The organism is Streptomyces sp. NPDC006365, assembly GCF_042870755.1.
Taxonomy (GTDB): Bacteria; Actinomycetota; Actinomycetes; order Streptomycetales; family Streptomycetaceae; genus Streptomyces; species Streptomyces xiangluensis.
The window spans coordinates 193,593-218,671 of the sequence record NZ_JBIAHS010000002.1; the positions used below are offsets into that span (position 1 = coordinate 193,593).

At 67.6% G+C, this 25,079-nt stretch carries 20 protein-coding genes and 3 pseudogenes; 15 read left to right on the plus strand and 8 right to left on the minus strand.

Annotation, left to right across the window (positions count from 1 at the left end; all coding sequences use genetic code 11):
- Positions 1 to 141: 141 nt before the first annotated feature.
- Entirely contained in the window at positions 142 to 498 is a 357-nt protein-coding gene (locus ACFYO0_RS06080; RefSeq protein ID WP_388671381.1) for a glycosyltransferase family 61 protein, read from the minus strand.
- Positions 499 to 636: 138 nt separating this feature from the next.
- On the opposite strand from ACFYO0_RS06080, the pseudogene ACFYO0_RS06085 reads away from it, so the two are divergent.
- Positions 637 to 1,757: pseudogene (locus ACFYO0_RS06085) on the plus strand (IS630 family transposase).
- Here the strand turns inward: ACFYO0_RS06085 and ACFYO0_RS06090 are convergent.
- Positions 1,758 to 1,982: a GNAT family N-acetyltransferase gene (locus tag ACFYO0_RS06090; protein WP_388671384.1), complete on the minus strand. Its 225-nt coding sequence runs from the start codon at positions 1,980 to 1,982 to the stop codon at positions 1,758 to 1,760.
- A gap of 757 nt (positions 1,983 to 2,739) precedes the next feature.
- Here ACFYO0_RS06090 and ACFYO0_RS06095 point away from each other — a divergent pair.
- The 11 genes from ACFYO0_RS06095 (at position 2,740) to ACFYO0_RS06145 (ending at position 14,988) form a co-directional block, all read left to right on the plus strand.
- Positions 2,740 to 4,026 (plus strand): nucleotide sugar dehydrogenase, encoded by a 1,287-nt coding sequence (locus ACFYO0_RS06095; protein ID WP_388671387.1) that lies wholly within the window; start codon positions 2,740 to 2,742, stop codon positions 4,024 to 4,026.
- Between the two features lie 228 nt (positions 4,027 to 4,254).
- Positions 4,255 to 5,082 carry a glycosyltransferase family 2 protein gene (locus tag ACFYO0_RS06100; RefSeq protein WP_388672734.1) on the plus strand — a complete coding sequence of 276 codons (828 nt, stop codon included), beginning with the start codon at positions 4,255 to 4,257 and terminating at the stop codon, positions 5,080 to 5,082.
- 4 nt (positions 5,083 to 5,086) lie between these two features.
- Positions 5,087 to 6,400: an O-antigen ligase family protein gene (locus tag ACFYO0_RS06105; protein ID WP_388671390.1), complete on the plus strand. Its 1,314-nt coding sequence runs from the start codon at positions 5,087 to 5,089 to the stop codon at positions 6,398 to 6,400.
- Positions 6,343 to 7,356: a GDP-mannose 4,6-dehydratase gene (gene gmd, locus ACFYO0_RS06110; RefSeq protein ID WP_388671393.1), complete on the plus strand. Its 1,014-nt coding sequence runs from the start codon at positions 6,343 to 6,345 to the stop codon at positions 7,354 to 7,356. Before ACFYO0_RS06105 ends, gmd begins: the two co-directional genes overlap by 58 nt.
- 3 nt (positions 7,357 to 7,359) lie before the next feature.
- Positions 7,360 to 8,454, plus strand: a complete 1,095-nt coding sequence (locus tag ACFYO0_RS06115) for a hypothetical protein (RefSeq protein WP_388671396.1) — start codon at positions 7,360 to 7,362, stop codon at positions 8,452 to 8,454.
- Positions 8,451 to 9,320, plus strand: a complete 870-nt coding sequence (locus tag ACFYO0_RS06120; RefSeq protein WP_388671399.1) for an FkbM family methyltransferase — start codon at positions 8,451 to 8,453, stop codon at positions 9,318 to 9,320. The genes ACFYO0_RS06115 and ACFYO0_RS06120 overlap by 4 nt, the downstream gene beginning before the upstream one ends.
- Complete coding sequence (locus ACFYO0_RS06125; protein ID WP_388671402.1) at positions 9,317 to 10,777, plus strand: oligosaccharide flippase family protein; 1,461 nt, start codon at positions 9,317 to 9,319, stop codon at positions 10,775 to 10,777. Before ACFYO0_RS06120 ends, ACFYO0_RS06125 begins: the two co-directional genes overlap by 4 nt.
- Before the next feature lie 234 nt (positions 10,778 to 11,011).
- Positions 11,012 to 11,698, plus strand: coding sequence for a class I SAM-dependent methyltransferase (locus ACFYO0_RS06130; protein ID WP_388671405.1), 687 nt, complete (start codon positions 11,012 to 11,014; stop codon positions 11,696 to 11,698).
- Between the two features lie 93 nt (positions 11,699 to 11,791).
- Complete coding sequence (locus ACFYO0_RS06135; protein WP_388671408.1) at positions 11,792 to 12,937, plus strand: glycosyltransferase family 4 protein; 1,146 nt, start codon at positions 11,792 to 11,794, stop codon at positions 12,935 to 12,937.
- 180 nt (positions 12,938 to 13,117) lie between these two features.
- On the plus strand, positions 13,118 to 13,858 hold the full coding sequence (locus ACFYO0_RS06140; RefSeq protein ID WP_388671411.1) for an FkbM family methyltransferase: 741 nt from the start codon (positions 13,118 to 13,120) through the stop codon (positions 13,856 to 13,858).
- The gene (locus ACFYO0_RS06145) at positions 13,855 to 14,988 is read left to right on the plus strand and encodes a glycosyltransferase family 4 protein (RefSeq protein ID WP_388671414.1); all 1,134 of its coding nucleotides are present in this window, start codon (positions 13,855 to 13,857) and stop codon (positions 14,986 to 14,988) included. Before ACFYO0_RS06140 ends, ACFYO0_RS06145 begins: the two co-directional genes overlap by 4 nt.
- Here ACFYO0_RS06145 and ACFYO0_RS06150 read toward each other — a convergent pair.
- From ACFYO0_RS06150 to ACFYO0_RS06165, 4 genes and pseudogenes are all read right to left on the minus strand, one after another.
- Entirely contained in the window at positions 14,919 to 15,509 is a 591-nt protein-coding gene (locus ACFYO0_RS06150) for a DapH/DapD/GlmU-related protein (RefSeq protein ID WP_388671417.1), read from the minus strand. The two genes, ACFYO0_RS06145 and ACFYO0_RS06150, sit on opposite strands and share 70 nt — an antisense overlap.
- A gap of 155 nt (positions 15,510 to 15,664) precedes the next feature.
- Positions 15,665 to 15,941: pseudogene (locus tag ACFYO0_RS06155) on the minus strand (IS5/IS1182 family transposase); the annotation flags it as partial.
- A gap of 70 nt (positions 15,942 to 16,011) precedes the next feature.
- On the minus strand, positions 16,012 to 16,893 hold the full coding sequence (locus tag ACFYO0_RS06160; protein WP_388671420.1) for a WecB/TagA/CpsF family glycosyltransferase: 882 nt from the start codon (positions 16,891 to 16,893) through the stop codon (positions 16,012 to 16,014).
- Positions 16,890 to 17,888, minus strand: a complete 999-nt coding sequence (locus ACFYO0_RS06165) for a UDP-glucuronic acid decarboxylase family protein (protein WP_388671423.1) — start codon at positions 17,886 to 17,888, stop codon at positions 16,890 to 16,892. The genes ACFYO0_RS06160 and ACFYO0_RS06165 overlap by 4 nt, the downstream gene beginning before the upstream one ends.
- A 246-nt stretch (positions 17,889 to 18,134) precedes the next feature.
- On the opposite strand from ACFYO0_RS06165, the pseudogene ACFYO0_RS06170 reads away from it, so the two are divergent.
- Both ACFYO0_RS06170 and ACFYO0_RS06175 read left to right on the plus strand, forming a co-directional pair.
- Positions 18,135 to 18,731 (plus strand): annotated as a pseudogene (locus ACFYO0_RS06170) (sugar transferase); the annotation flags it as partial.
- A 15-nt stretch (positions 18,732 to 18,746) separates the two neighbouring features.
- The gene (locus tag ACFYO0_RS06175; protein ID WP_388671426.1) at positions 18,747 to 20,567 is read left to right on the plus strand and encodes a DUF4012 domain-containing protein; all 1,821 of its coding nucleotides are present in this window, start codon (positions 18,747 to 18,749) and stop codon (positions 20,565 to 20,567) included.
- A 70-nt stretch (positions 20,568 to 20,637) separates the two neighbouring features.
- Here the strand turns inward: ACFYO0_RS06175 and ACFYO0_RS06180 are convergent, their stop codons facing one another.
- Positions 20,638 to 21,618 carry a glutaminyl-peptide cyclotransferase gene (locus tag ACFYO0_RS06180; protein ID WP_388671429.1) on the minus strand — a complete coding sequence of 327 codons (981 nt, stop codon included), beginning with the start codon at positions 21,616 to 21,618 and terminating at the stop codon, positions 20,638 to 20,640.
- A gap of 613 nt (positions 21,619 to 22,231) precedes the next feature.
- On the opposite strand from ACFYO0_RS06180, the gene ACFYO0_RS06185 reads away from it, so the two are divergent.
- Positions 22,232 to 23,692: a polysaccharide biosynthesis tyrosine autokinase gene (locus ACFYO0_RS06185; protein WP_388671432.1), complete on the plus strand. Its 1,461-nt coding sequence runs from the start codon at positions 22,232 to 22,234 to the stop codon at positions 23,690 to 23,692.
- Positions 23,693 to 24,034: 342 nt separating this feature from the next.
- Here the strand turns inward: ACFYO0_RS06185 and ACFYO0_RS06190 are convergent, their stop codons facing one another.
- Complete coding sequence (locus ACFYO0_RS06190) at positions 24,035 to 25,024, minus strand: methyltransferase domain-containing protein (RefSeq protein WP_388671435.1); 990 nt, start codon at positions 25,022 to 25,024, stop codon at positions 24,035 to 24,037.
- Positions 25,025 to 25,079 lie beyond the last annotated feature (55 nt).

Genomic DNA, 25,079 nt, shown 5'->3' on the forward strand with positions numbered 1-25,079 from the left:
TGTGGGAGGCACAGACGGCAGCATAATCAGGACATATAACGCACAACTTGCCCGTAGGGTGTGTTGTGTACGTGAGAGCCCGAGTTCACTCCGGCGCCGTACTCGAGCAGTCCACGACTGATGGCCGCGGTTGCGTACCACTCAGTAATCCGTACACGAGGCTTCTTTCAACAGCAGGTCGAACCGATCCAGCGGTACGACGCCCCCTCCCTCGCCTGCGGGCGAGGCAACGACGTACTCGTAGTCGATGCCGAGGTTGCGGCTCAAGCGGGCGTAGCAGTCGTTGAACCAGCCGACAGGGAACACCTCGACCACACGCTGGGCCGGTTGAGCCAACACCAGGTTGGCCAGACCGGCCCCGTGCGGAGGGATGACCATACGGGCGCCGGCAAACAGCGTGCGCTGCTCCTCGAAAGACAGTTCCTGGGCGTAGACGACGGTGACGCCCGCATCCCACATCATGTGCTCGACGTCGGCTTCGTTCGACAACGCCCGCACCGACCGGACGCTGACGCGCAGGTCCTTCGCGATCGCCGAGCTCGCCTCACCCTAGTGCTCTGACCGGGAAGGTTCGCAGGGTTGGTGGTGGGAGCGGTTGGATGGGCGGTGACGTTCGTTCCGACTGCTGGAGGTGTGGTGGCCGAGCCTGTGCGGGTGCGCAGGCTGACCGATCAGGAAGGGCAGAAGCTGCAGCAGATCGTGCGTCGGGGCAATACCAGCTCGGTGCGCTATCGGCGGGCGATGATGCTGTTAGCATCCGCCGGCGGAAACCGGGTGCCGGTGATCGCGCAGCTGGTCCAGGCCGACGAGGACACCGTCCGGGAGGTGATCCACCGGTTCAACGAGATCGGCCTGGACTGCTTGGACCCTCGGTGGGCGGGAGGCCGTCCCCGCCTGCTCAAGCCTGACGACGAGGACTTCGTCGTCCAGACGGCCACCACCCGCCCCACCACGCTCGGCCAGCCCTTCACTCGCTGGTCGATCCGCAAACTCGCCGCCTACCTGCGCCGCGTGCACGGACGCGTCATCCGCATCGGCCGGGAAGCCCTACGGTGCCTGCTCCTGCGCCGTGGCATCACCTTCCAGCGCACCAGGACATGGAAGGAGTCCCCCGACCCCGAGCGAGACACCAAGCTCGACCGCATCGAGCACGTGCTGGAACGCTTCCCGGACCGGGTCTTTGCCTTCGACGAGTTCGGGCCGTTGGGGATCCGGCCCACCGCGGGCTCCTGCTGGGCGAAGCAGGGCAAGCCCAACCGCCTGCCGGCGACCTACCGCCGCACCCACGGCGTGACCTACTTCCACGGCTGCTACTCCGTCGGCGACGACCGGCTGTGGGGCGTCAACCGGCGTCGCAAGGGCACCGCCAACAGCCTGGCCGCGCTGAAGACGATCCGTGCCGCCCGGCCCGACGGCGCCCCGATCTACATCATTCTGGACAACCTCTCAGCCCACACCGGCGCGGACATCCGCCGCTGGGCGAAGAAGAACAAGGTCGAGCTGTGCTTCACCCCGACCTACGCCTCCTGGGCCAACCCGATCGAGGCGTACTTCGGCCCGCTGCGGCAGTTCATCCTGGCGAATTCGAACCACCGCAGCCACCCGCGCAGACCCGGGCCCTGCACGGTTACCTGCGTTGGCGCAACGCCAACGCCCGCCACCCCGATGTACTCGCCGCCCAGCGCAAGGAACGTGCCCGCATCCGCAGCGAGAAAGGCATCCGCTGGGGCGGCAGACCGCTTTCAACAGCAGCTTGATCAGACAGGAACTTCAAATATGAGTTCGAGGCCGTCCTCCTCGTCCCATTGCTCTCCGACCTCCACGAAGCCGAACCCGGAAATGGTGGCCAGGGATGCGGTGTTGTCAGGACTGATCGTCACCCGCACGGTCTTGACTCGGGCTTCGGCAGTGGCCCGATGCACCAACGCGGTGAGCATCGCCCTGGCGTAGCCCTGACGACGGTAGACAGATTGCGGCCCCATCCACTCGTCCCTACCTGCACCCCGGTGAACCTTCCCGGTCAGAGCACTAGGCGAACCTCTCGGCCGCCTTGAGCCGTAACTCTTCGCGGAACTGCTGCCGTTCGGCGGTCAGCCCGCCCCCCTTGTGGATACCGCATGCCTTTGGCCGCCAGGCAGCCAGGTGAGCCCGCTGTGCGGGTTCACCAGTACATCCTGGAGCCGGTATGCATGACGCTCACCGAACGCCTTGAACCGGCGGAACTGCGGTGGGAAGTCGGCGGGGAAGTCGTACCGCCCGACCACGGCGTCGGTCCTGATCAGGATTCGCTCACGTGCCTGGCGATCCTGGGCTCGTGCATACGCTCTGAGATGGAGCGCACGTACTTCGCGGCACGCCTCCTGAGATCGGTCCGAGAAATTTGCTGTTGGCGGTACTTGCCAACAGAACTCGGCTTCGGGCCATCAAGTCTCGCAGTTTGCGGGCCATTCTCTTCACGTGCCGATCGAGCGTGGACCGCTCACGGCGCCCATCGCTGCCGAGCCGACATCCCTCGCACTGACCACGTCCGGAACGCAAAGGCTGGGCAGCGACGGTTCTTCGGTTGCGCGCCCGACCTCACGGATGGATTCACCCACTGGAACTCCGTCGTAACTGGCATTGGACCCCGGTTGCTGAATCAGAGTGATCCCCGAAGGACACACGGAGGGAGGGTGAAATCAAAGCGGCCAGGAGTGCGACGTTGGCATCGTAGTACTCGATTCCTGAAGATCCGGGGTGATGAGTGTGGGTCAACGCCCATGCCGAGACCAGCGCAAGCTGACCGTCGTCGGTCAGGGATATGTAGGTCTCCCACTGGCCGTTCGTGCGGTGGAAGCGGGATTCTCGGTTGTCGGCGTGGACACGGATGAGTTGCGGGTCAAGCGTCTGGGCTCCGGTGACTCGTTCATCGGGGGAGTCAGCAACACACGTTTGATCAGCGCTCTGGACAGCGGCCGCTACAACGTGACCACCGACTACAACCGGATCTCCGACTTCGACATCTGTGCGATCACCGTGCCGACGCCTCTGCGCGACGGTGTGCCCGATCTGAGTTCCGTGGAATGCGCCGCCCGGAGTATCGCTCCCCACATCACCCGCGGGGCAACCGTGATTCTGGAGTCGACGACATACCCGGGGACCACGGAGAGTCTGCTCCAGCCGCTGCTGGAGGACGGCAGCGGGCTGAAGGCCGGTGCGGATTTCCACCTCGGCTACAGCCCCGAGCGTATCGACCCGATGAATCCCCACTGGAAACTGGAGAACACCCCGAAGGTGATTTCCGGGATCGGCCCTGCATCGCTGAGCAGCATCGAACGCTTCTACGAGCGCGTTGTTGAGCGCACCGTGCCCGTGTCCTCCTGCCGTACTGCAGAGCTGACCAAGTTGCTGGAGAACACGTTCCGCCACGTCAACATCGCCCTGGTAAACGAGATGGCCACCTTCTCCAGGGGGCTGGGGGCCGACATCTGGGAAGTCATCGAGGCCGCCGATACGAAGCCGTTCGGTTTCATGGCTTTCAGGCCAGGCCCAGGTGTTGGTGGGCACTGCTTGCCGGTGGATCCCTCCTACCTGTCGTGGCAGGTCAAGAGAGTGCTGAAGCAGGAAGTCCGGTTTATCGCGCTGGCGAACGAAATCAACGATCACATGCCGGACCACGTCATCCGGCGGATCAGCCGGGGCCTGAACGAACGCGGTAAATCGGTAAATGGCTCCCGGGTCCTGCAACTGGGCCTGGCCTACAAGAAGAACACCGGCGACATCCGTGAGTCACCGGCCATCGTGCTAGCCCGGTCACTGCAAGGTCTCGGTGCTCATGTCGCCGCCGTGGAGCCGCACACCGATCCCTATCTCCTCCCTCCGGACATCATCTGTGTGGAACTGACCGAAGCTGAGATCAGGGCGGCCGACGTCGTCGTCGTGGCAACCGACCACGATGATTTCGACTATGCGCTCGTCAAGCAGGCCGGCACGTACATTTTTGATACCCGCAATCGCTGCCGAGGGGATCATGTCGAGGTCCTGTGATCCCGTCTTCCTCTGTACAGCGCCAAGCTCGGTATGGGAAATGCGGTAGGAAAGGATCATGCAATTGCCGCCGGTGATGAGGAGCGGCGATCGTCGGGAGTCAAATCGGCTGAGACCGTTCGGATCAGCGCCCGGTCTGGTTGAGCGCTCATGGGAAATTCATCCGGCAATGATGAGGTGCTCGAGTTTGAGGAGTCCCGCGTGCCACCAGTCTGGATCGCCGTACTGATGACCAGTCACAACCGCCGCAACAAAACACTTTCCGCGCTCGCCGCGCTCGCCGGACAGCGCGGGCTGCCGGAGGACACCACCGTACGCACCTACCTGGTCGACGCCGGCAGCACCGACGGCACACCCGAGGCCGTCCGAGTGGCCCACCCCGAGGTGGACGTCACCACGGTCGGCACCGACGTCTACTGGAGCCACGGTATGCGGATCTCGAGCCGCATCAGTCGGCGAACCGGCGAACCGGCCTGGGACTACCAGCTCTGGCTCAACGACGACGTGACGCTGGAAGCGGACGCACTCGCAGTACTGCTCGACACCGCACACGAGGTCGGACCCGGTAAGGTCGTCGTCGGCGCGGTACGCGCCTCGGATGGCGGGCGCACCACGTACTCGGGGCGGCGCGGCCGTGCGCTCGCGCTGGTCGAGCCAACCGGGCGCCCCGAGCCCTGCGACACGTACAACGGCAATGTGGTGCTGTTGCCCAGGACGGTATGTGAACGGGTCGGCGACATCGACAAGGTGTTCCAGCACGGCATGGGCGACTACGATCACGGATTCCGCGTCCGCCGGGCCGGCATCCCCGCTTATGTGACGCCGCACCACGTCGGCTTCTGCGACCGCAACCCACCGCACACGGGATCCCGTGAACCGGGCATCGGCGTACGAGAGGCGCTGCGCCGGATTACCTCGCAGCGTGAACTGCCGCCCCGTCAATGGTGGATCTACTGCCTGCGACACTCCTGGCCGTGGGCTCCACTGCTGATGTTCTCGCCCTATGTGAAGACCGCGGTGCGAGCGTCCGTTCGTCGCTCCCCCGCGGGGGGATGATCCCTTGCTACGCGATCCGACGACACTGCTGCTCGGTTGCGCCGCGCTCATCGTCTGCGCGGCGCTCATCGCGAGTTTCGTCCGCTGGCCCGTCTGGGGAATCGGCCTCTACACCGCCGTCCAGCTCTGGCAGTCGCAGCAGAGCGTGCGTCAGGTTCCTCAGAGCGCAGGTCTGGATCTGAGGCCCACGGACGTGCTGACGGTGTGTCTGCTGACGGCCGCGCTCATCCTGCTCCGAAGGAATCGAGGCCGCAGGGCACCGGCCGAGCTTCTCGCTCTGCTGGCCCTGACCGCCTATGCGCTGATCCGCGGCTTCGGACTCTTCGGCGTCCAAACGGCGGGCAACGAAGCCCGTACTACTTTCGTCCAGTTCTTGTGCGTCGCGTTCTTCGTCGCTGTCCTTCCCGGCCGGGACCTGGTGCGCGCGGTCGCCCGCATCTGGGTCACAGCTGCCTGTGCCCTGTCCTGTCTTGCCCTGCTGTGGTGGCTGCGAACAGGCATCGGCTCCAGCTCCGACTGGATCACGGTCGACGGAGTGCTCACCAACGCCCGCCCGGTGGATGCCGCCCAAGCCCTGATCATCAGCCAGGCGGCCGTGATGCTGCTGTGCGGTTACGGCTTCGTGCGGGCCAGAGCCCTGGCCTGGCCGCTCCTGGTGGTCGTTGTCCTGGTCCAGCACCGCACCGTCTGGCTGGCCACCGGCATCATGGTCATGGGGTGGCTGCTGTCCCGTCGCAGGCAGGTCGGATCCCGAGCCGCGGCACTGACCGTTCTGGGCTCCCTCGGCGTGCTCGGTCTGCTGGCCGTTTCCTGGGGAGCCGCCAAAGAGGCCACCTCGACTCTCGCCGCCTCCAGTGAGGACGACAGGACGTTGGTATGGCGCATGGAGGGCTGGCAGGCGCTGCTGCGCCAACTCGAAGGGCCGCCTGACTGGCTACTGGGCTTGCCCTTCGGATCCGGGTACGACCGGGTGGTCAACGGAATGCTCATCACCGTGTCACCCCACAACCACTACCTGGAGGTCCTGCTGCGCCTCGGCCTCCTCGGCGTCGCCGCACTCCTCCTGATGTACGCCACGGCCTGGCGCGCGGTCGGCGCGGATCGCGATGACAGATTGCTCCTCCGGTTGCTCGTCTGCGGCCACTTGATCTTCATGACCACGTACGCGCTTTTCCCCGAACAGGCTGTGATCCTCGGCCTGCTGGCGGCCTGCGCACAGCCGCGCAGCGCACGTCGTCCCTACACCCCCCAGGAGTCGCCGTGTCCGACAGAACCGCGCTCATCACCGGCATCACCGGCCAGGACGGCTCGTATCTAGCGGAGCTTCTGCTCTCCAAGGGCTATCTGGTGCACGGCCTCATCCGCCGCTCCTCGACCTTCACCACCCAGCGGATCGACCACCTCTACCAGGACCCGCACGAGCCTGACGCTCGGCTCCGCCTGCACTACGGAGATCTGGCCGACGGCTCCCGCATCGCCGCCCTGCTGGAGGGCATCCAGCCCGACGAGGTCTACCACCTGGCCGCCCAGTCGCACGTCCGGGTCTCCTTCGATGAACCCGAGTTCACCGGGACCACCACGGGCCTGGGCACCACCCGTCTCCTCGAAGCCATCCGGATGACCGGGCTGCCGTGCCGCTTCTACCAGGCCTCCAGTTCTGAGATGTTCGGGGCGACCGTGCCCCCGCAATCGGAGTTGTCGCCCTTCCACCCGTGCTCGCCGTACGCGGCCGCCAAGGTGTACGCGTACTGGATCACCCGCAACTACCGTGAGGCGTACGGCGTCCACGCCGTCAACGGGATCCTCTTCAACCACGAGTCCCCGCGCCGCGGCGAGACCTTCGTGACCCGCAAGATCGCCCGCGCCGCTGCCCGTATCGCCCGCGGCGAGCAGGACGTCCTCCATCTCGGCAACCTGGAGGCCCGCCGCGACTGGGGCTACGCGCCCGAGTACGTCGACGCGATGTGTCGCATGCTCCAGCAGGACGAGCCCGGCGACTACGTGGTCGCCACCGGCACCAGCTACAGCGTCCGCGACTTTCTGAGCTTCTGCTTCGAGCACGCGGGCCTCGATTGGGAGAGGCACATCCGCTTCGACGAGCGTTATCTACGCCCTTCCGAGGTTCCCGACCTGGTCGGTGACGCCTCGAAGGCCGAACGCGAACTGGGCTGGCGGGCCACCGTGCACGCTCCGGAACTCGCCCGGATCATGGTCGACGCCGAGCTGGCCGCTGTCCCCAGCCCGGCCCGCGAGCGTTCGCTGACGGGAGCCTGAGCGATGACCGCCCCCGTAGTGCTGCATCTGAGCAACGACCGCAAGCTGGGCCCCGAGCTCTCCTTCGGCCGCGCCTTCGCGGCCCTCGCCGCCGATGGGCGGCTCATCCATGTGCCGCTCGTCCCGGCAGCGCTACTCGACGCGGGCCGCGAGGCCGCACTGCGCGAAGTCCGTCGCGCCGCCCAGGAGGCCCGCCCCGACCTGTTGTTCGTGCAATCGCCGGGTAACTTCCCCTGGACCGAGGACGATGTGGCGGGTCTGCTGCGCGCTTTGGGTTCCCCGGTGGTCGTCCTATGGGAGGGCGATGCCTGGGGCGGCCGCAAGCCCGTGCCGTCTTCCATGATCTACTGGCTCCGGCATGCGGACACGGTCTTCACCTCGGGCCTCGGGGTGCAGGCCGAGTTGCTCGGCAGATACACCGCACGGGCCGTACAGTATGTGGCGCAGACGGTTCCGCAACGGCTGTGGGACACCGGGCCCGTGCCGCCACCCGATGACGCCTTGTACGACGTGATGCACATCGGCAACTGCTTCGTACGGTTCAGGGTGCTGGAGCGGCTCGACGGCGCTCGGGAGCGCAGACGGTTCGTGCGGTCCCTGCAGCGGCTGCCCAACTGCCGGTTCGCGGTGCACGGTCATGGGTGGACCGGCCACGGCGTGCTCGGCCCCATTCCTTTCGACCGACAGGTCGAGGCCCTGCGTACCGCCCGGCTCAGCGTGAGCTGGGAGCATTGCCCCGGTCGCGACGGCTACTTCTCCAACCGGCTGCCGATCAGTCTCTATGCGGGGCGTCCTCATGTCACCACTCGGCCGTTGAACACCCCCTGGCTGCCAGGACCAGAGCAGGGCCTGTACCTCGCGGACACGCCGGACGAGGCGGTAGGCCTCGTCCGCGAGCTGCTGCGCGACGACCCGGCCACGCTGCACAGGGCAGGGATCGCCGGACACAACTGGGTGCGCACCCGGCTCACCAACCTCAACGCGCTGCGTCACATGCTCTCTTGGCATCTCGACGTGCCTCCACCACCCGCCGATCCCTGGGCGGCAATCGCCGCCATGGAGGCAGCCGTGCCGTCGGTGACGGAGGTGCACGTATGACCGTGAAACCCGTGCTGCGCGGTGTCCGTGACCTGCTGATGCGATCGCACACCTTTCAGCGGGTGGTACGGGCGGGAACCGTACGCGGCCATGTGCCGCTCACCGTCTGGGAGCATCTGCGCCCCACCGGCGTCTGGCAGCTGCACGCACCTGACGGCAGCACATTCCGGTACGACTGCGCCCCGGACGACGTACTCGCCGGGCCGGTGGTCTGGACGGACCTACGGCTGTGGGAAGAGGCCACCCATCCGCTCTTCTACCGGCTCGCCCGCACCGCGCGCGGTTTCCTGGACGCCGGGGCGTACGCCGGCCTGTACACCCTGCTGGCCTGTCAGGCCAACCCGCGGCTGCACGCCGTCGCGGTCGAGCCCAACCCGGTCGCGGCCCGGATGCTGCGCCGCAATCTTGACGTCAACGGTTTTGGACCCAGGGTGCACGTCGTTGCCAAGGCTCTCTCGCAGGAGCCTGGCCGGGCACGTCTCACCGTGCCCGAGCGCATCACCACAGCCACCCTGCGCGAGGAAGCCGACGCCCCCGGGCGCAGCGCCGTCGACGTGGAAGTGACCACGGCGGACCTCGCGGTCGGCGACCGGCCCGTCGACCTGGTGAAGATCGACGTGGAAGGTCTCGAACCGGAAGTGCTGCGCGGCATGTCCCGGATTCTGGACGCCCGCCGTCCGATCGTGATCGCCGAGTGCCTCGACCGGCCCGCCCTGGAACGGCTGCGCTCCGCGGCCGCCGAGTTTGGCTACCACCACGTCCACCACATCGCTCCGCGCGGGCCAGTCGCCGTGCCTCCCGGGTTCGTCCCTCCCCGACGCCACCAGAACTTCCTGCTGACGACCGCCCCCTTCACCCCCTCATGACCGATGCCCCGAAATCCGCAGGCCGAGTCCTGTCCGTGCTGGGCTGGAGCTACGGCGGCGCCGCCGTATCCGTCATCCTCCAGCTCGGCTACACCGCCTGGACCGCGCGCGTGGCGCCGCACAGCGCCTTCGGCGCCTATGCGATCGCCCTCACGGTGACCCAGTTGCCCGGGCTGATCGCCACGGCGGGCCTGGCGACCTGCGTCCTGCGTGCCGAGCAACTCAGCCGCGCCCTCTTCCACGCCGCACTCCGGCTCTCGCTGCTGACCGGCGTGGCCTGCTGGGCGGTCGTCGAGGTCGCCGCCCCGTGGTGCGCGGCGCTGTGGGGGATGCCCGAACTGACGCTCTTTCTCCGGCTGTTGGGCTGCCAGTATCTGGTGGCGCCGACAGGCTGCGTGCTGGTGTCCGCGCTGCGCCGGGTCGGCCTGCCAGGCTACGCAACGGTCGCCGAACTCACCGGGCAGGCGGCCGGCTGCGTGGTGGCGGCCGTCGTACTCACCCGCACCGGCTCTCCGGCCGCCCTTGCCCTGGCCCTTCCGGTTGCAGCGTTCACCACCTTCGGTCTGTCCGTGAGCGGAACGGGGGCAAAGCTCTCTCTGTCCCGCAACTCGGATGCTCCGTCCGGTTCGCTGCTGGGGCTGTCCGGGTTCCTCACCGGCTTCGCGCTGCTGCGCACGCTCGGGGCCAGTGCCCCACTGTGGGTGGCGGGCCGACTGCTCGGTCCCGGCATGGCCGGGCTCTGGTCCCGTGCCCAGCTGCTGTCCGACGTACCGGTGAACGTCCTGATCAAGGGGCTCAACCAGGCAGCCGTACCGTTGCTTGCCGACCGCCGCAGCCAGGGCCTGCCCCTGACCCGGCCCGCGCAGCATCTGCTGTACGCCGCCTCCGCCGGCTTCGTCGCTTTCGGCGCCCTGGCCGGTGCCGGACCCGCTGCGCTCGCCCTGTTGCTCGGCCCCGGCTGGGAAGGGGCCGTGGCGCTGGTGCCCGCGTTCGCCGTGAGCGCCGCGCTGCAGGTCGTATACGCAGCTGGGTGTGCGCTGGACCTGGCCCGCGGGGCCCGGCGCGATCTCATCCGCACCCAGCTGGTTCTGCTCGCCGTCACTGGGGTGGGGCTCGTCGGCGCCGTCGGCTCGCGCGAGCCACTGTCGTTCATCGCGGCCGCAGCGGCCGGGCTGGCCGTCGGCCACGCCGTTCAGCTGATCCGCTGGCACGGGACGGACACGCTCGGCGCCGGCGCGGTGGTCCGCGCCCACCTCACGCACCTTGCGGCCGGGGCCTGTCTGGCCGTAGTCGGCAGCTGGGGCAACTCAGCGCTGGGCGGCCTGCCCGGCGCGGTGCTCGCCATGTCTCCGGTGCTGCTGGGGTGTCTGCTGCTGCGCAGTCGGCTCTCGTCCTACCGGGCGGTCGCCGAGATCGGACTGCTGCGCCGTCCAGGTCTCGAGCGAAGCGGCCCATGACTGTGCCGGTGTCCCCGCCCTGAAGGGGGCTCCCATCGGCCTCGCACGCATCCCGGAGCGGACCCGAAACCGGTCGGTGCCAAAACCCGCCGATGAATCGGGAGCTACCCGGATGGTCGAATTTGGCAGGGCGTTGCGTGGCAGACAAAGGAATTATGCATAGCGACATTAGCATGGTGCCAGAGCCTCTTGCTGTGCGACTCATCCGGCCCCGATGAAAGCGAAAATCATGGAATGGGTAATTCGGTAGTGAAATCGGTGAAATCCAGCCTGAGGCTGGATCCGAGGACGATTTTTCAGCTCAAATACGAAACCACCCGTGCTGTGGCCCGGTTGCGCCCCGGGCCGAAGCTGTCGGTGGAGGCGACTCACCGTGTGCACCTTGGATGCGGTATGCGGCGGGTTGAAGGGTGGCTCAACTGCGACATCTCCCGCTCGGATTTCGATATCGATCTGCTGGCACGTCGGCTTCCGATGCCCGACAACTGCGCCGAGGTAATCGTCTCGCAGCACGTCATCGAACACCTCGAACTGCACGAGCAACTCATTCCGCTTTTCCGTGAGATGCGCCGCATCCTGAGGCCCGACGGTCAGGTGTGGCTGTCGTGCCCGGACCTGGAAAAGGTCTGTGCCGCATATGTGCAGGACAAGGGGGCGGAGCTTTGGAAGGATCGCTGTGAGCGGTTTCCTAATTTCACGCTGAATGGGGCACCCGTCCAGCACCTCATCAACGACTTCTTTCATCAGAGGGGTCAGCATCGAAATCTGTTCGATCTCGAACTCCTCACATGGGCCCTGGGGCAGGCCGGGTTCCGGATTGTACGCCGAGTTTGTGAGGCTGATCTGCTCGCTGCATACCCAGAATTCCCCGAGCGCAACGACGATGTCCAGTCGCTGTATGTGATGGCGAGCCCCGAGTAGTTCCACATGATCGAACTTCTTCGTTCGGTCCGCTCGGGGACGTGTGGCTGCGCACCGGTGCCTCTGCTGCGAAGAAGCCTTGGAGGAATTCCTATGCACATCGGCCTCACCGGCCCGGTGGACCTCAGTCCTCTGCGCCCCGCCATGGACTGCGAGGTTCCCGCAGTCCCACGGGGGCCCTCCACCGGCTGGCTGGCCCGCACTTGGCTCGACCAGGGCCACCGGGTCACCGTCTTCGCGATGAGCGACGAAGTGACATCTCGCGCGATGTTCGGCTCGGGGCGCCTGCAACTCGTTGTCACACCGATGCGCCCCTCCCACCGGGCACGCGATCTGTTCAGATACGAGCGACGGCAGTTGGCAGCCGCACTGCGCGAGCATCCCACCGATGTGGTCAGCGCCCACTGGACGTACGAATACGCGCTCGCCGCCATCGCCAGCGGCCGTCCCGCCTTCGTCACTGCGAGGGACACCCCTCTGCGCTACGCCTGGGAGATGCGCAGCACCTACCGCTGGGTGCGCCACACTCAGGCCTTGCCCGCCGCGCACCGTGCCACTGCACTCAGCGCCAACAGTCCGTACACGGCAGAGCACCTGAGGCGGTGTCTGGGGGTGCGCCGACCGATCGAGGTAATCCCCAATGGAGTACGGACCGACGCCCTGCCCCTCTCCTCTGCGTCGCCGCCCGGTGACACCCCCGTGTTCGCCGCAGCTCTCCAGGGCTGGGGACCGATGAAGAACACCAAGGCGCTGCTACGGGCCTTCACCCTGGTGCGCATACGGATCCCGCGCGCCCGGCTGCTGCTTCTGGGCTCGGACCACGGTCCCGGCGGCCCTGCGCGGGCTTGGGCGGCGGACCGGGAACTCACCGCAGGGATCGAGTTCGCCGGACAACTGCCGCACGCCGCGATGCTGGACCGCCTCGCCACCGAGGTGCATGTGCTCGTCCATCCGTCCCGTCTCGAGTCCTTTTCCATGATCTGCGCCGAGGCCATGGGCATGGGGCTGCCGATCGTGGCCGGTCGGCGCAGCGGAGCTGTGCCCTGGGTGGTCGCAGACGCGGGCCTACTCGTCAACATCGACAGCCCTGTCCGGATCGCGGAGGCGATGATCGCACTGGCCCGCGACGACGAGCAGCGGATGGCTCTCGGCGCAGCGGGGAGGGTCCGGATCCGTACGCACTTCTCGCTGGACGATATCGCGCGCGCGTACACCGACTGGTTCACGAGGGGAAGTTAGTTCATATAGGGCGAAATGTCGGATATGTCGCCATGGTGTGTCAGACTGTCGCGGGTCTCGTGATGACTGCGGAAGTACGTGGTGGAGTGGCTGTTCTCTTCGTGCAGAGAACCACGGCTGCCATGGTGTCGGACCGTTTTCCACCCCTCTTTCTGTGACCGTTTGCATAGGAGCTCCGCTGTGACCATCCTGCACCGGATGCGTAATGCCGGACGCCGACTCGGCATCGATATCGCCCGTTACCCGGCCACTTGGTCCGGCCCTCAGCTCGTGCAGCTCATGGAGGCCCACCGCGTCGACGCGGTGCTCGACGTCGGAGCGAACTCCGGCGAGTACGGGGGCATGCTGCGGCAGAGCGGCTACCGGGGGCGCATCGTCTCCTTCGAACCGCTGGCCGGCCCGGCCGAGGCACTGCGCCGGCGGGCCAAGTCGGACCCCCGGTGGATCGTGCTGCCTTACGCGCTCGGTGACGAGTCCGGCACGGCCACGGTCAACGTCGCCGCGAACGCAGGCGCCAGCAGCTCACTGCTGCCGATGCTAGACCGTCATGCTGACGCGGCGCCGCACGCCCGCTACAACGGAACGGAGAGCGTGCCGCTGCGGCGGCTCGACGAACTCTGGTTCGAGGTCACCAAGCCGGGGGAGCGGGTCTTCCTCAAGCTGGATGTGCAGGGCTATGAGGCGCATGTGCTGCGCGGCGCGGGTCCGTACGCCAAGGGCTGCGTCGGTCTGCAGGTCGAGACCTCGTTCGTCCCGCTCTACGAGGACGGCCTGCTCATCAGCGAGGCACTCACGCTCACTCAGCAGGAGCTGGGATTTACCCTGATGGCCACGATCCCCGGCTTCACCGACCCGCGCAGCGGACAGATGCTCCAGTGCGATCTGGTGCTGTTCCGCAGTGAGGAGGCGAAGCGGCCATGAACCGACGGCCGCGCGTCACCGTCGTGCAGCCGTATCTGCACAGCTACCGGGTGCCGTTCTACGAGTGCCTTCACGCGGACATGGCATCGCGCGGCATCGAGCTGATCCTGGCCCTCGGATCCCCCATCGGGCAGATCGCACATCGCTCGGACGCCTGTGCTCTCGCCGACGCGGTCCAACTGCCCCAGCAGGTCCTACGGTTGGGCCCCAAGCAACTGCTCTGGCGGCGGCTCGGCGAGCTGGCTCACACGTCCGACGTCCTGGTGCTGCAGCACATGCTGCATTGCACGGAGTCGTATGCGCCGCTGCTGCGGTCCCGTCTGGATAAGGGACCACCGGTGGCACTGTGGGGGCAGGGCAAGGCGTACAGCTACCGCCCACTGCCGTTGGCGGCAGCCGTGAAGACCGCGATGACGCGGCTGGCGGACTGGTTCTTCGCCTATACAGAGCAGGGCCGCCGGGACCTCGAAAGCTGGGGCTTCCCGAGTGACCGCATCACTGTAGTTCGCAACTCGACCGACACCCGGGCGGTGATGGCCGCCGCTGATCTCATCGCGCCCGCTCAGCTCGCCGTGCTGAACGAGCGGTACGGCCTCATCCCGGGCCGTACCGCACTGTTCATCGGTGGTCTCGACGCCCCCAAGCGCATCCCCTTTCTGCTCCGCGCCGTGGACCGGATCGCCGCACGGGTGCCTGGCTTTCGGCTGTTGGTGGCCGGTGACGGGGTGCAGCGCGGCCTCGTGGAGGAGTCACGCCCCGCCGTATGGGTGGGAAGGGCCTCCACCGAACAGAAGGCGCTGCTCGGAGCCGCCTGCGAGGTGATGCTGATGCCGGGTGCGGTGGGGCTGTGCGCGGTGGATTCCTTCGCACTGGGCACGCCGATCGTGACGACACACTGGCCCTTTCACGGCGTGGAGTTCGGCTATCTGGAACACGGCCGCAACGCCCTGGTCGTACCGGCCGAGGACGACGAGAGGTATGCCGATGCAGTGGTCGGACTGCTGAGGGACCGTGAGCGGCTGCGGCGGCTTCAGGACGGCTGTCGGGCGGCGGCTGAAAGTTACTCTGTCGAGGAGATGAGCAGCCGCTTTGCCGACGGTGTGGAACGGATGCTGGCGCGGTCACGCTGACGGGAGATCAGCCTCTCGTGCGCAGCGATTTCCCCGTCGGTGAAGCGTCGTCCCACAGGCCGGGCCGGGTTCCCGGCGACGATCTCATACGGCTGCACATCACCGGTGACCACCGCACCGGCTGCGACCACCGCGCCTCGCCCGACCGTGATGCCGCTCAGCACCACGGCACCGAAGCCGATCCAGACGTCGTCTTCGATCCGCACCGGTTTGCTGAGCCTCTCCGGATGGTGGCCCACCCAATCGGCGTCACAGATGAGTGAGCCCACCTGTCGCAGGGCGTGGTCGGTGCGGCCGACGATCCCGACGCGGTTGGCGATCAGCACGCCGGTGCCGATGGAGCCGTCCACCTGGATGGTGCAGCCCTTGCCGATGTGTACGTTGCCGTCGACGGTCAGCTGCCGGGGCGCCCAGAGCACCGAGCCGAGACCGATGTGCACATCAGGGCCCACACGGACATTGCTGCGCACGGCATAGCAGCGGTGGAGCCGCTGCGAGAGGCGCGTAAGGAGCCCTGTCATGCGCGGGCTGCCGGAGCGGAGACCTTGTCCAGACGGTTTCAGGACGGAATGCATGCGCGCAGGCCTTTCGGATAGGAGCCACAGCGGCTGAGTCCCGCGGATAAAGGGGCGGCACCCTCGGCGGGGTCGAAGGGTGTACGGACCTGGACGTCGTTTCAGTTGGTGAGTCGGCGGTGACAGATGAGGGCGGCGGCTACGCCGGCGAACGCGAGGAAGTGCTCGGTCTTGCGTTCACAGCGGCGGTGCAGGCGTCAGCATCCACAGCCGGGAGACCGTCCTCTCGAGCACCCAGCGGTAGCGTCCCAACCGTGTGGAGGACTCGATGCCCTTGCGGGCAATGCGGTGACGGAAACGGCGTTGGCGAAGCCATCGGCCCAGGTGATCGTAGTCGTAGCCCTTGTCCGCGTGGAGCTTCGCCAGCCGTCGACGGCGAATGAATTCAGCACCGCAGAAATCCGGCGACGAATCGGCCAGCCCCAAACGTGCGGTAGCCGTGGGTTTATCACCCCGCGCCGGATCCATTCATCGTGTCGGCAGCTCTGACCCGAGTCGCCTGCCGTACCACCCCACGCAGAAAACGGGCGTTGCCGAACAGATACCGCCGCCACAGACGACGTGGCTCGCAGCCGAGGCGGAACATCCATTCCAGCCCATTGCTCTGCATCCAGGACGGAGCCTGACGTTTGGCACCGGCGACGAAGTCGAACGCCGCGCCCACGGCCACGGCCACCACGGGTAGTTGGGTACACAGGTCGGCGGCCCAGCGGTCCTGTTTCGGGGTGCCGAGGCCCACCCAGACGATGTCCGCGTCGGCGGCACGGATTTCTTCGGCCTGGCGGCGCAGTTCATCGGCGCTAAGCGGGCCGAACGGAGGGGAGCACGTGCCGACGATCCGAGCCTTGGGGAATCGGCGGCGCAGTTCCCGGTGGAGCCCCTCCAGCACATGAGGTGTGGAGCCGAGGAGGAAGTGGCGTACGTCGGTGTTCTGGCCAAGGGCAAAGACGTCCAGAAGCAGGTCGGGCCCGTACACGCGAGTGCTTGGCAGTGGTGTGCCGCGGTGGAGCAGTTGGTTGGCCCAGACGACTGACTGACCGTCGGGGAGGTTCAGAGAGGCCGAACGAAGGACGCCGCGAAGCTCGGTGTCCCGGTCCGCCAGGGCGAGCGTGTAGGCATTGGAGAGGTGGACGTCGCTGCCCTGCCTGGCGGTGACGGTCTCTGAAGGGTCGGGCTGCGCATGGCGCGACTCGCGGATCCGCCGAGACAGGTGCAGCACATGGCGGGCCGCACTCTCCCGGGTGTGCGCCGTGATGGGCACGCCCAGACACTCGACCACGGGCGCGGCGGGCGTCGCAGGGGTCCGCTGGATGGGGGTCGGAACCGTCATGAGCGGGCTTGCGGGATGGGCGACGAGGAGAGAGGGCGGTTGCACGGTTCGGTGAAGTCTCCTGAGACATGCCGGCGCCGGAAGTAGGTGATCGTGTCGCACAGCCCTCGTTCCACCGGGGTGGTGGGTTCCCAGTCCAGCAGTTCGCGGGCCTTGGTGATGTCCGGGCGCCGCCGCTCCGGGTCGTCCTGGGGGCGCGGGATCAGTGCGATGTCGGGGGCTGTCCTGGCCAGTTTGCCGATCCACTGGGCCAGCTCGAGCATGGAGACCTCATGGGGGTTGCCGAGGTTGACTGGGCCGCCGTGGTCACTCGCGAGCATGCGCAGCAGTCCGTCGACCACGTCGTCCACGTAGCACAGCGATCTGGTCTGGCTGCCGTCGCCAGTGACCGTGATGGGCACGCCACGCAGTGCCTGGCTGATGAAGGTGGGGATGGCCCGCCCGTCGTCCGCGCGCATCCGCGGGCCGAACGTGTTGAAGATGCGCACGATCTTGGCATCCACGCCTCGGCATCTGCGGTAGGCCATCGTCAGAGCCTCCCCGAAGCGCTTCGCCTCGTCGTACACCGAGCGGGGGCCGACCGGGTTGACGTTGCCCCAGTAGCTCTCCGGCTGGGGGTGGACCAGCGGGTCTCCATACGACTCGGATGTCGAGGTCAGCAGGAAGCGGGCGCCCTTCGCGGCGGCCAGGTCCAGGGCGTGCCAAGTGCCGGCCGACCCCACACGAAGCGTCGCCAGGGGCAGCCGCAGGTAGTCGGCGGGCGAGGCGGGGGAGGCCAGGTGGAACACGGCGTCCACCTGGCCCGGCACCTCCAGTCCCTGGGTGATGTCCCAGTCGTTCAGCTGGAAGCGCCGGTCTTCCGTGAGGTGTTCGACGTTGTCGGGGCTGGATGTCAGGAAGTTGTCCACGCAGACCACCTCGTGGTCCTCACGGAGCAGCCGCTCGCACAGGTGGGAACCGATGAAGCCGGCCCCGCCCGTCACTACCGCACGCATGCGCGTCCTCTCGGCCGCCCCGCCCCAGGGGGACGGGTGGCAAGTAGCAGTGTCATTGCCGAAGCTCAGGTTGGTGTCGTGTTTCCATCTATTACTCAGTTATGCGTCGATTACCGCCTTTCTCCGTCATATGTCACCTGGTCAGATTGCGTTTCACCCGTTCTGTGGCAAAAGAGGTATGGAATGTTCGTATCTACCGGAGAGACGGCACACCATCGGCCGAGCCAGCGGCGGCAGTCGGCGCGGGGAGGTCGCGCGGCCAAACGTGTCATTGACCTGGTGGGGGCCAGTGTTCTGCTCCTGGTGCTGGCGCCGGTTCTTCTGGCGGCCGCCGTCGCCGTGAAGGCCGACACTCCGGGCCCCCTGCTCTTCCGGCAGCGACGAACGGGCTGGCGGGGCGAGGAATTCCGCGTGCTCAAGCTGCGCACGATGCGGGTCGGGGCCGAGAGGATGCGCGAGGCCATGGCGGCTCGCAACGAGGCCGACGGGCACCTGTTCAAGATTCGTGAGGATCCGCGTGTGACCGCGGTCGGGCGCTGGCTGCGCCGCTACTCCTTGGATGAGCTGCCGCAGCTGATCAACGTACTGAAGGGGCAGATGTCCCTGGTCGGTCCCAGGCCGCTGCCAGTGGAGGACTCGGCGTTCAGGGGGGAGGCCCGACGTCGCCTTCAGGTCCGGCCGGGGCTGACCGGGCTGTGGCAGGTCAGCGGCCGGTCCGACCTGGGCTGGGAGGACGCCCTGCGCCTTGACCTGGAATACGTTGACGCGTGGTCCATCCGACTGGACTTGGCGATCCTCTTGCGGACCTTGCCCGCAGTGCTGCGCGGTAACGGTGCCTACTAGGGGCAGCGTGTGAAAATGCCCCGCTTGAAGAGCCCGGACCTCCGGACTGTCAGCCGTCTGCTTCGCCATCGCCGCGTCCTCCTGCCCGTGTGCACCGTCGTGGGCCTGCTGTTGGCAGGCGTCGGCTGGATCGCCGTTACCGCTGTGCTCGCGCGCAGCGAACTGCTCGCCGCCCAACGGAGTCTGGAGACTCTGCGGGGGCAGGGTGCCGCCGCCCCGACCTGGGGTTCCGCCCCGCACCTGAGGACTGTCGAGGCCGCCGTGCAGCGCGCCGCGGGACACGCGGCCCGGGCACACCGCCTCACCACCGGGCCGGCCTGGTACCCCGCGGCCCATGTGCCTCTCCTCGGAGGACCGCTGCGCACCGCACGCGGTATCGCCGAAGCATCCGACCGGCTGACCCACGAGGTGCTCCCTCCACTGACACGCACCGCCGCCCACCTGGGAGCCACCACGGGAGGCGACAGCGGACACCTCGACCTCGCCGCGCTGGGCCGCGCGGCTCCCCTTCTGACACGGGCCGCGCGTAACGCCTCGGAAGTGCGTACAGAAGTCGACGAGCTGCCCAGCGGTACGTGGCTGCCGGCCGCTGACACCGCCCGGGCCCGACTCGCGGAGCAGCTCGGCTCGATCAGCACCGTCACGGACGACGCCGCCATGGCGGCCAGGGTGGTTCCGCCCATGCTCGGAGCAGACGGGCCGAGGCGTTATCTGGTGGTGTTCGAGAACGCCGCCGAGGCCCGGGGCACCGGCGGGCTTCCCGGGGCGTTCGCGGTGCTCACCTCGGAGGGGGGCCGGCTGCGCTTCGAGGACTTCGGCAACGACACCGAACTGTCCGACATCCGTGCCGCGGTCGATCTGCCGGACGAGTACGCCAGGCTCTACGGCCCCAACGCTCCGACCAGCACGTGGGTCAACTCGAATCTGAGCCCGCATTTCCCGTACGCCGCCCGTATCTGGGCCGCCGCCTGGCGCGCACACGCCGACCAGCGACTGGACGGCGCTCTCTCCCTCGATCCCGGTGCGTTGTCCGGTCTGCTCGCGAAGTCCGGATCCGCCTCGCTGGCCGACGGGACCGTCGTTTCCGCCGCCAACGTGGTCGCTCTCACTCAGCGCACCAGTTATGCGGCATACGAGAGCATCCCGGAGCGCAAGGCGTTCTTCCTCGATGTCGCGCGTGCCGTCGCCGATCGGCTGATGGGAGCCATGGACGATCCGGCGCGCCGCCTGGCACTGTTCACGGCCCTGCGAGAGCAGATGAAGGATGGGCGGATCAAGGTGTGGAGCGCTCACCCCGACGAGCAGCGTGAGGTGCGGAAGCGTCCTTTCGGGGGTGCTCTGCCGGACGCGCCCGCACCGCTCGTCGGGCTGGTGGTGACCAACGCGGCGGGCACCAAACTGGACTACTACCTGGATCGCAACCTGGTGTGGGAACCGGGCCGGTGCACGGCGGAAGGCCGTGAAGTCACTGTGACCGTACGCCTGTCCAACCGGGCACCGGCCTCAGGACTGCCCACGTACGTCACCCAGCGAGTGGACAGGCCGCCCTACCCGACCCGGCCCGGCGACAACCGGCTGCTGGTGTCGTACTTTGCCAGCGAGCAGGCTCAGCTGATCAAAGCCACCCTGGACGGTCGGCCTGCGCAGCTCCATCCCGCCACCGAGCGGGGACATCCGGTCTATACCCTGGATCTGGAGCACCCTGCGGGTTCCACCCGCACCCTGGTGCTGCGGCTGCGGGAGCCGCGCAGCGACCTCGCCCCGACCGTGCTGCGTCAGCCGCTGGTCCGTCCGCTGCGCGCCACGGTGCGGCCGTACGGTCCGTGTGAGGGCTGATCGCCCATGGTGTGACGGCCCCTCAGGCCGGGTGGTTGTCATGTGTTCGAGCTGTTGGCCCGTCAGCGAATCAGCGCGCCCTGGGCTTTGCCGGGACGAACACGACGCGGAACGTCTTGGGCCACAACTTGCCGGTGATCAGGAACTGGTCGGTACCGGGGACGGCCGCGATACCGTTCAGTACGGATCCGTGCACGCGTTCGTCCTCGCGCAGCAGGCCCGAGGCGTCGATGCTCGCCGTCACCGCACCGGTGGTGGAGTCGATGCGCACGATCCGGTTGGTGGGCAGGATGTTGGCGTACACGGCCTCGTCGACACACTCCAGTTCGTTCAGCCCTGTCACCGGGAGGCCGTCCTGAGTGACGGTGATGTCGCCCGTTTTCGCAAGCGTCCTCGGGTCCCGGAACGTCAGCTGGGACGATCCGTCGCTTGTCGCCAGCCGGTTCCCGGGCCGCTGGTGGCACACCCCCCAGCCCTCGTCGGGGTACGGGACACGGCGCACCTCCGACAGCGTCCGCGCGTCGCGTTCGATGGCGATCCGGTTCCGCCAGGTGAGCTGCCAGAGATTCCGGCCGAGCACGGTGATCCCCTCGCCGAACAACGGCGCGGGCAGCGCCGTGTGGACAGTCGGGCGCCCGCCGGGCGGGCCCGCCCGCACCGAGGACCGACCGGCCAGGCCGGTGCCCTCGTACAGCGTGCTGCCGGCCATCTCCAGTCCCTGGGTGAACGCCTGCGGATCATGCGGAAGATCCTCGAGCACCTCGACCCGCAACTGCTCGACGTCGTCCGCGGGGACGGACTCGCTCTCCGCTGCCCTCCTCCCCGCGGACGCGGGGTGGTCCATCGCGTCCTCCGCCGCGCAGGAGGTGAGCAGCACCCCCGAGAGCACAGCTGCCACAGCGACTCGTACGCGTTCAAACACCGCATGCACCCGCATCAGCGGCAGGATCCGGGGCACGACGGCCGCACCGGTCATGGACGGCGTGACGCGGTCGAACTGCCGCCAGAGCCGCACACCGGTCCGGTCGGCCGCCGGCAGCCCGGATGGCACGCGACAGCCGACGGGGCTCGGCCTGCCCCCTTGCTGTGATGCAGGGGGCTCGCTCCGGTTCCGGAGCGAGCCTCTGCAACGCCGAGAGACCAATAAGACCTTGAGGCTCGCCGCCTGATGTACTCGCCGTGAGGGAGGCAACGGCGCCCATCAGTGGCGCCAGCACGTCGCCGGCGGGCCATTCCGCCGCGTGTGCGGTACCGCGCACGGTCCGGATCGGGCCACCGAGGAAGGGAGGCCGCGAGCAGTTCGAAGCGGGCAAGCGATCCATCTTCTTCACTCTCCCTGGTCGTGTACGGGCCGGGCGGCGCGGCGTCGGCCTTTGACCAAGACTGGATACACGGGCGATCAGCGCGCATGACTGCCGAACGGTGCGGCGTTGCCCAGAAACCACCAGATGGTGTAGCACTCGCTTTCCCGCGGCGTGCGCACCGCTTGTGACGGGCGGACAGGGGCCGCCGACAGACATGGGTCTGCCTCCAGAGCTGTTTGTCGGGCCGACATGGGGTGGCTACCCGGACTGACGTGCTCGAGCACCTATCTTCAGCAGTGCATATAGGGAATAAAACGTCACCATCGGGGCATTTTTTCTCGGTTTTGTGAGGGGTGCAGGTTGGATCTCCACGGATTTATGAAGGTTCTTGCCAGACGCTGGCCGACCGTGTTGGTCTGCCTGGTTCTCGCGGTCGGGGCGGCGCTCGCCGCCACTAACCTGACCACCCCCGTCTACGAGGCCAGGACTCAGCTCTTCGTCGCCACCCGCACTGGTGAGGACACCACTCAACTGAGCCAGGGGCAGACGTTCTCGCAGGCCCGCGTGCAGTCTTACGCCGCCATCGTCCCGACCCGTCAGGTGACCAAGTCCGTGGTGCGCGGGCTGAAGCTGCGCACCACACCGGAGGAGCTGGCATCCCGGATCACCGCCGAGGCCCCGCTCGACACAGTGCTCATCAACATCACCGTCCGGGACACCGTCCCCAGTCGAGCCGCCAGGATCGCCAACGCCGTCGCCGCGCATTTCACGGCCGTCGTCGAGCAACTGGAGAGGCCTGCGCAGATGAATCCGCAACGCGCGGCACGCCTGCCGTACCAACCGGATGTGTCTGTCTCCCCGGTCTCGCTGGGGATCACCCAGCAGGCGGTCCCGCCTGCCGATCCCGTCTCGCCACGCCCGCTGCTCAACCTGACTGCCGGAGTGCTCGGCGGACTACTGCTGGGTGCCGGACTCGTCGTCCTGCGCGAGAACCTTGACACCAGCATCAAAACCAGCCAGGCGCTGAGCGAGTCCACCGGGCTGCCAGGCCTCGGATCCATCCCGTACGACAGGAACGCACCCAAACAGCCGCTCGTCACCGCCGACGGGCACTCCTGGCGCGCCGAGGCGTTCCGTAAACTGCGCGCGAATCTGCAGTTTGCGCAGGTCGACGACCGCCCCCGAATCATCATGGTGACCAGTTCGGTGCCCGGCGAAGGCAAGACCACCACCGCGGTGAACCTGGCTCTCTCCCTCGCCGAGGCGGGCATGTCCACCTGCCTGGTGGACTGCGACCTGCGTCGCCCGGCTGTAGCCAAGGCCTTGGGCCTCGTCGAGGACGCCGGACTGACCACCGTGCTCATCGGGCAGAGCCGCGTCGAAGAAGTGATGCAGCAGGTCGGCAGTTGCCTCTCCGTGCTCGCCAGCGGCGCCGCGCCCCCCAACCCCACCGAACTGCTCGCCTCCGCCCGCATGGGCGAGGTCCTGGGCGAACTCGCAACCACCTATGAAGCGGTGATCGTCGACACCGCCCCGTTGCTGCCGGTCGCCGACACGGTCGGACTCGCCCCACTGACCCAGGGCTCGCTACTGGTCGTCCGTGCCTCCAAGACCAGTCGCGACCAGGTTCGCACCGCCACCGAGGCGTTGGAACGCGTCGGAAGCCGCATCCTCGGCACCGTCTTCAACATGGCTGCGACATCCCAGAGCGACTGCTACGGCGGCTACATGACGTACAGCGAACTGCCCACGCCCCGTGTGTCGGCTCACCAGAAAGTGGCGACCATGCTTTCGGTAACAGACCTGACAAGGAAGAAATGAACCGGCGGTGTCTTGGTGGTGCGCTGTTGCCGGATCTGGCTGTGGCCGGCGGCACGGACCGTGAGCGCCCCAACGCCTCGCGCTCATCGGCTGTACGGCGACACCTACGGCACCCTCCTGGTCGATGCCGAGACCAGACTCCCGCTGACGCTCTGGGAAGGCAGAGACGCCGAACGGCTCATCCGGTGGCTGCGTGAACACCCCGGTGTTGAGAGCGGCCGCCGCGACGGCTCGCTCACCCATCGACAAGGCGCCGACGGCGCCACACAGAGGACTCTGGAACAGGCCAGGTCACATAGCCCGTGACCTGGCCTGTTTGCTTGGAGCTTGGGGCGGTCGGCGTCAGGCCAGATGTACATCGGGGACGTACAGGATCCACTTGCCGCCCGCTGCCCGGAACTCCTGCTCCCTGGACATGATCTCCTCGGCGTGGTTCCAGGCGAAGAGCAGCGCGTAGTCCGGGTGCGGGTCCGCGAAGCGTTCCGGGCCGACCACGGGGATGTGCGAACCGGGGGTGAGCCTGCCCTGCTTGGCCGGAGTGGTGTCGGTGACGAAGGAGATCAGGTCGGGGCCGATGCCGCAGTGGTTGGCGACGGTGGCGCTCTTGGCGGTGGCGCCGTAGGCGGCGACGCGGCGGCCTTCCTCGCGCAGCTTGTGCAGCAGCGCGGTCAGCTGTCCGCGGATGGCGGTGACGCGTTCGGCGAAGGCCGAGAGTGTGATCGGGTCGGTGAGGCCGCGGCGGACCTCTTCGGCGAGGAGCGCGGCGACCGCCGCCGAGGCGGTTCTGGCGCCCTTGCGGGCCAGTGTGTAGCGGACCTGGCCGCCGTGCACGGCCAGGCGTTCGGCGTCGACCAGCTGGAAGCCGTGCCGTTCCGCCAGGGCGGAGACCGAGTGGGCGGTGAAGAAGTAGAAGTGCTCGTCGTAGATGTGGTCGAAGGAGGTGCGCTCGATGATGTCGCCCAGGTACGGGTCTTCGAAGACGAAGACGCCGCCGTCGGTGAGAAGGGCGTCCAGGCCCCGGAAGATCGACTCCAGATAGGGGATGTGGCACAGGGTGTTGGCTGCGTAGACCACGTCCGCACGGCCGTCCTCGGCGGTGATCTCCCGTGCCGTCGACTCCTCGAAGAAGGCGGTGCGGACCCGGATCCCCTTGGCCCGCGCGACCTCGCCGACGCCCGCCGAGGGCTCCACGCCCAGGTGCCGTATCACGGCCTCCCGTACGGTGCGCAGCATCACCCCGTCGTCGCAGCCGAGTTCGACGATGAGCGGGTCGTCGCCTGTGAGTTCCCGGGTCAGGAAGTGCTGTGCCGTACGGGCGAAGTGTTCGCGCATCACCGAGGAACCCCGAGGAGTGGTACGGGTGGTCGGCGTGGAACATCTTCTCCCG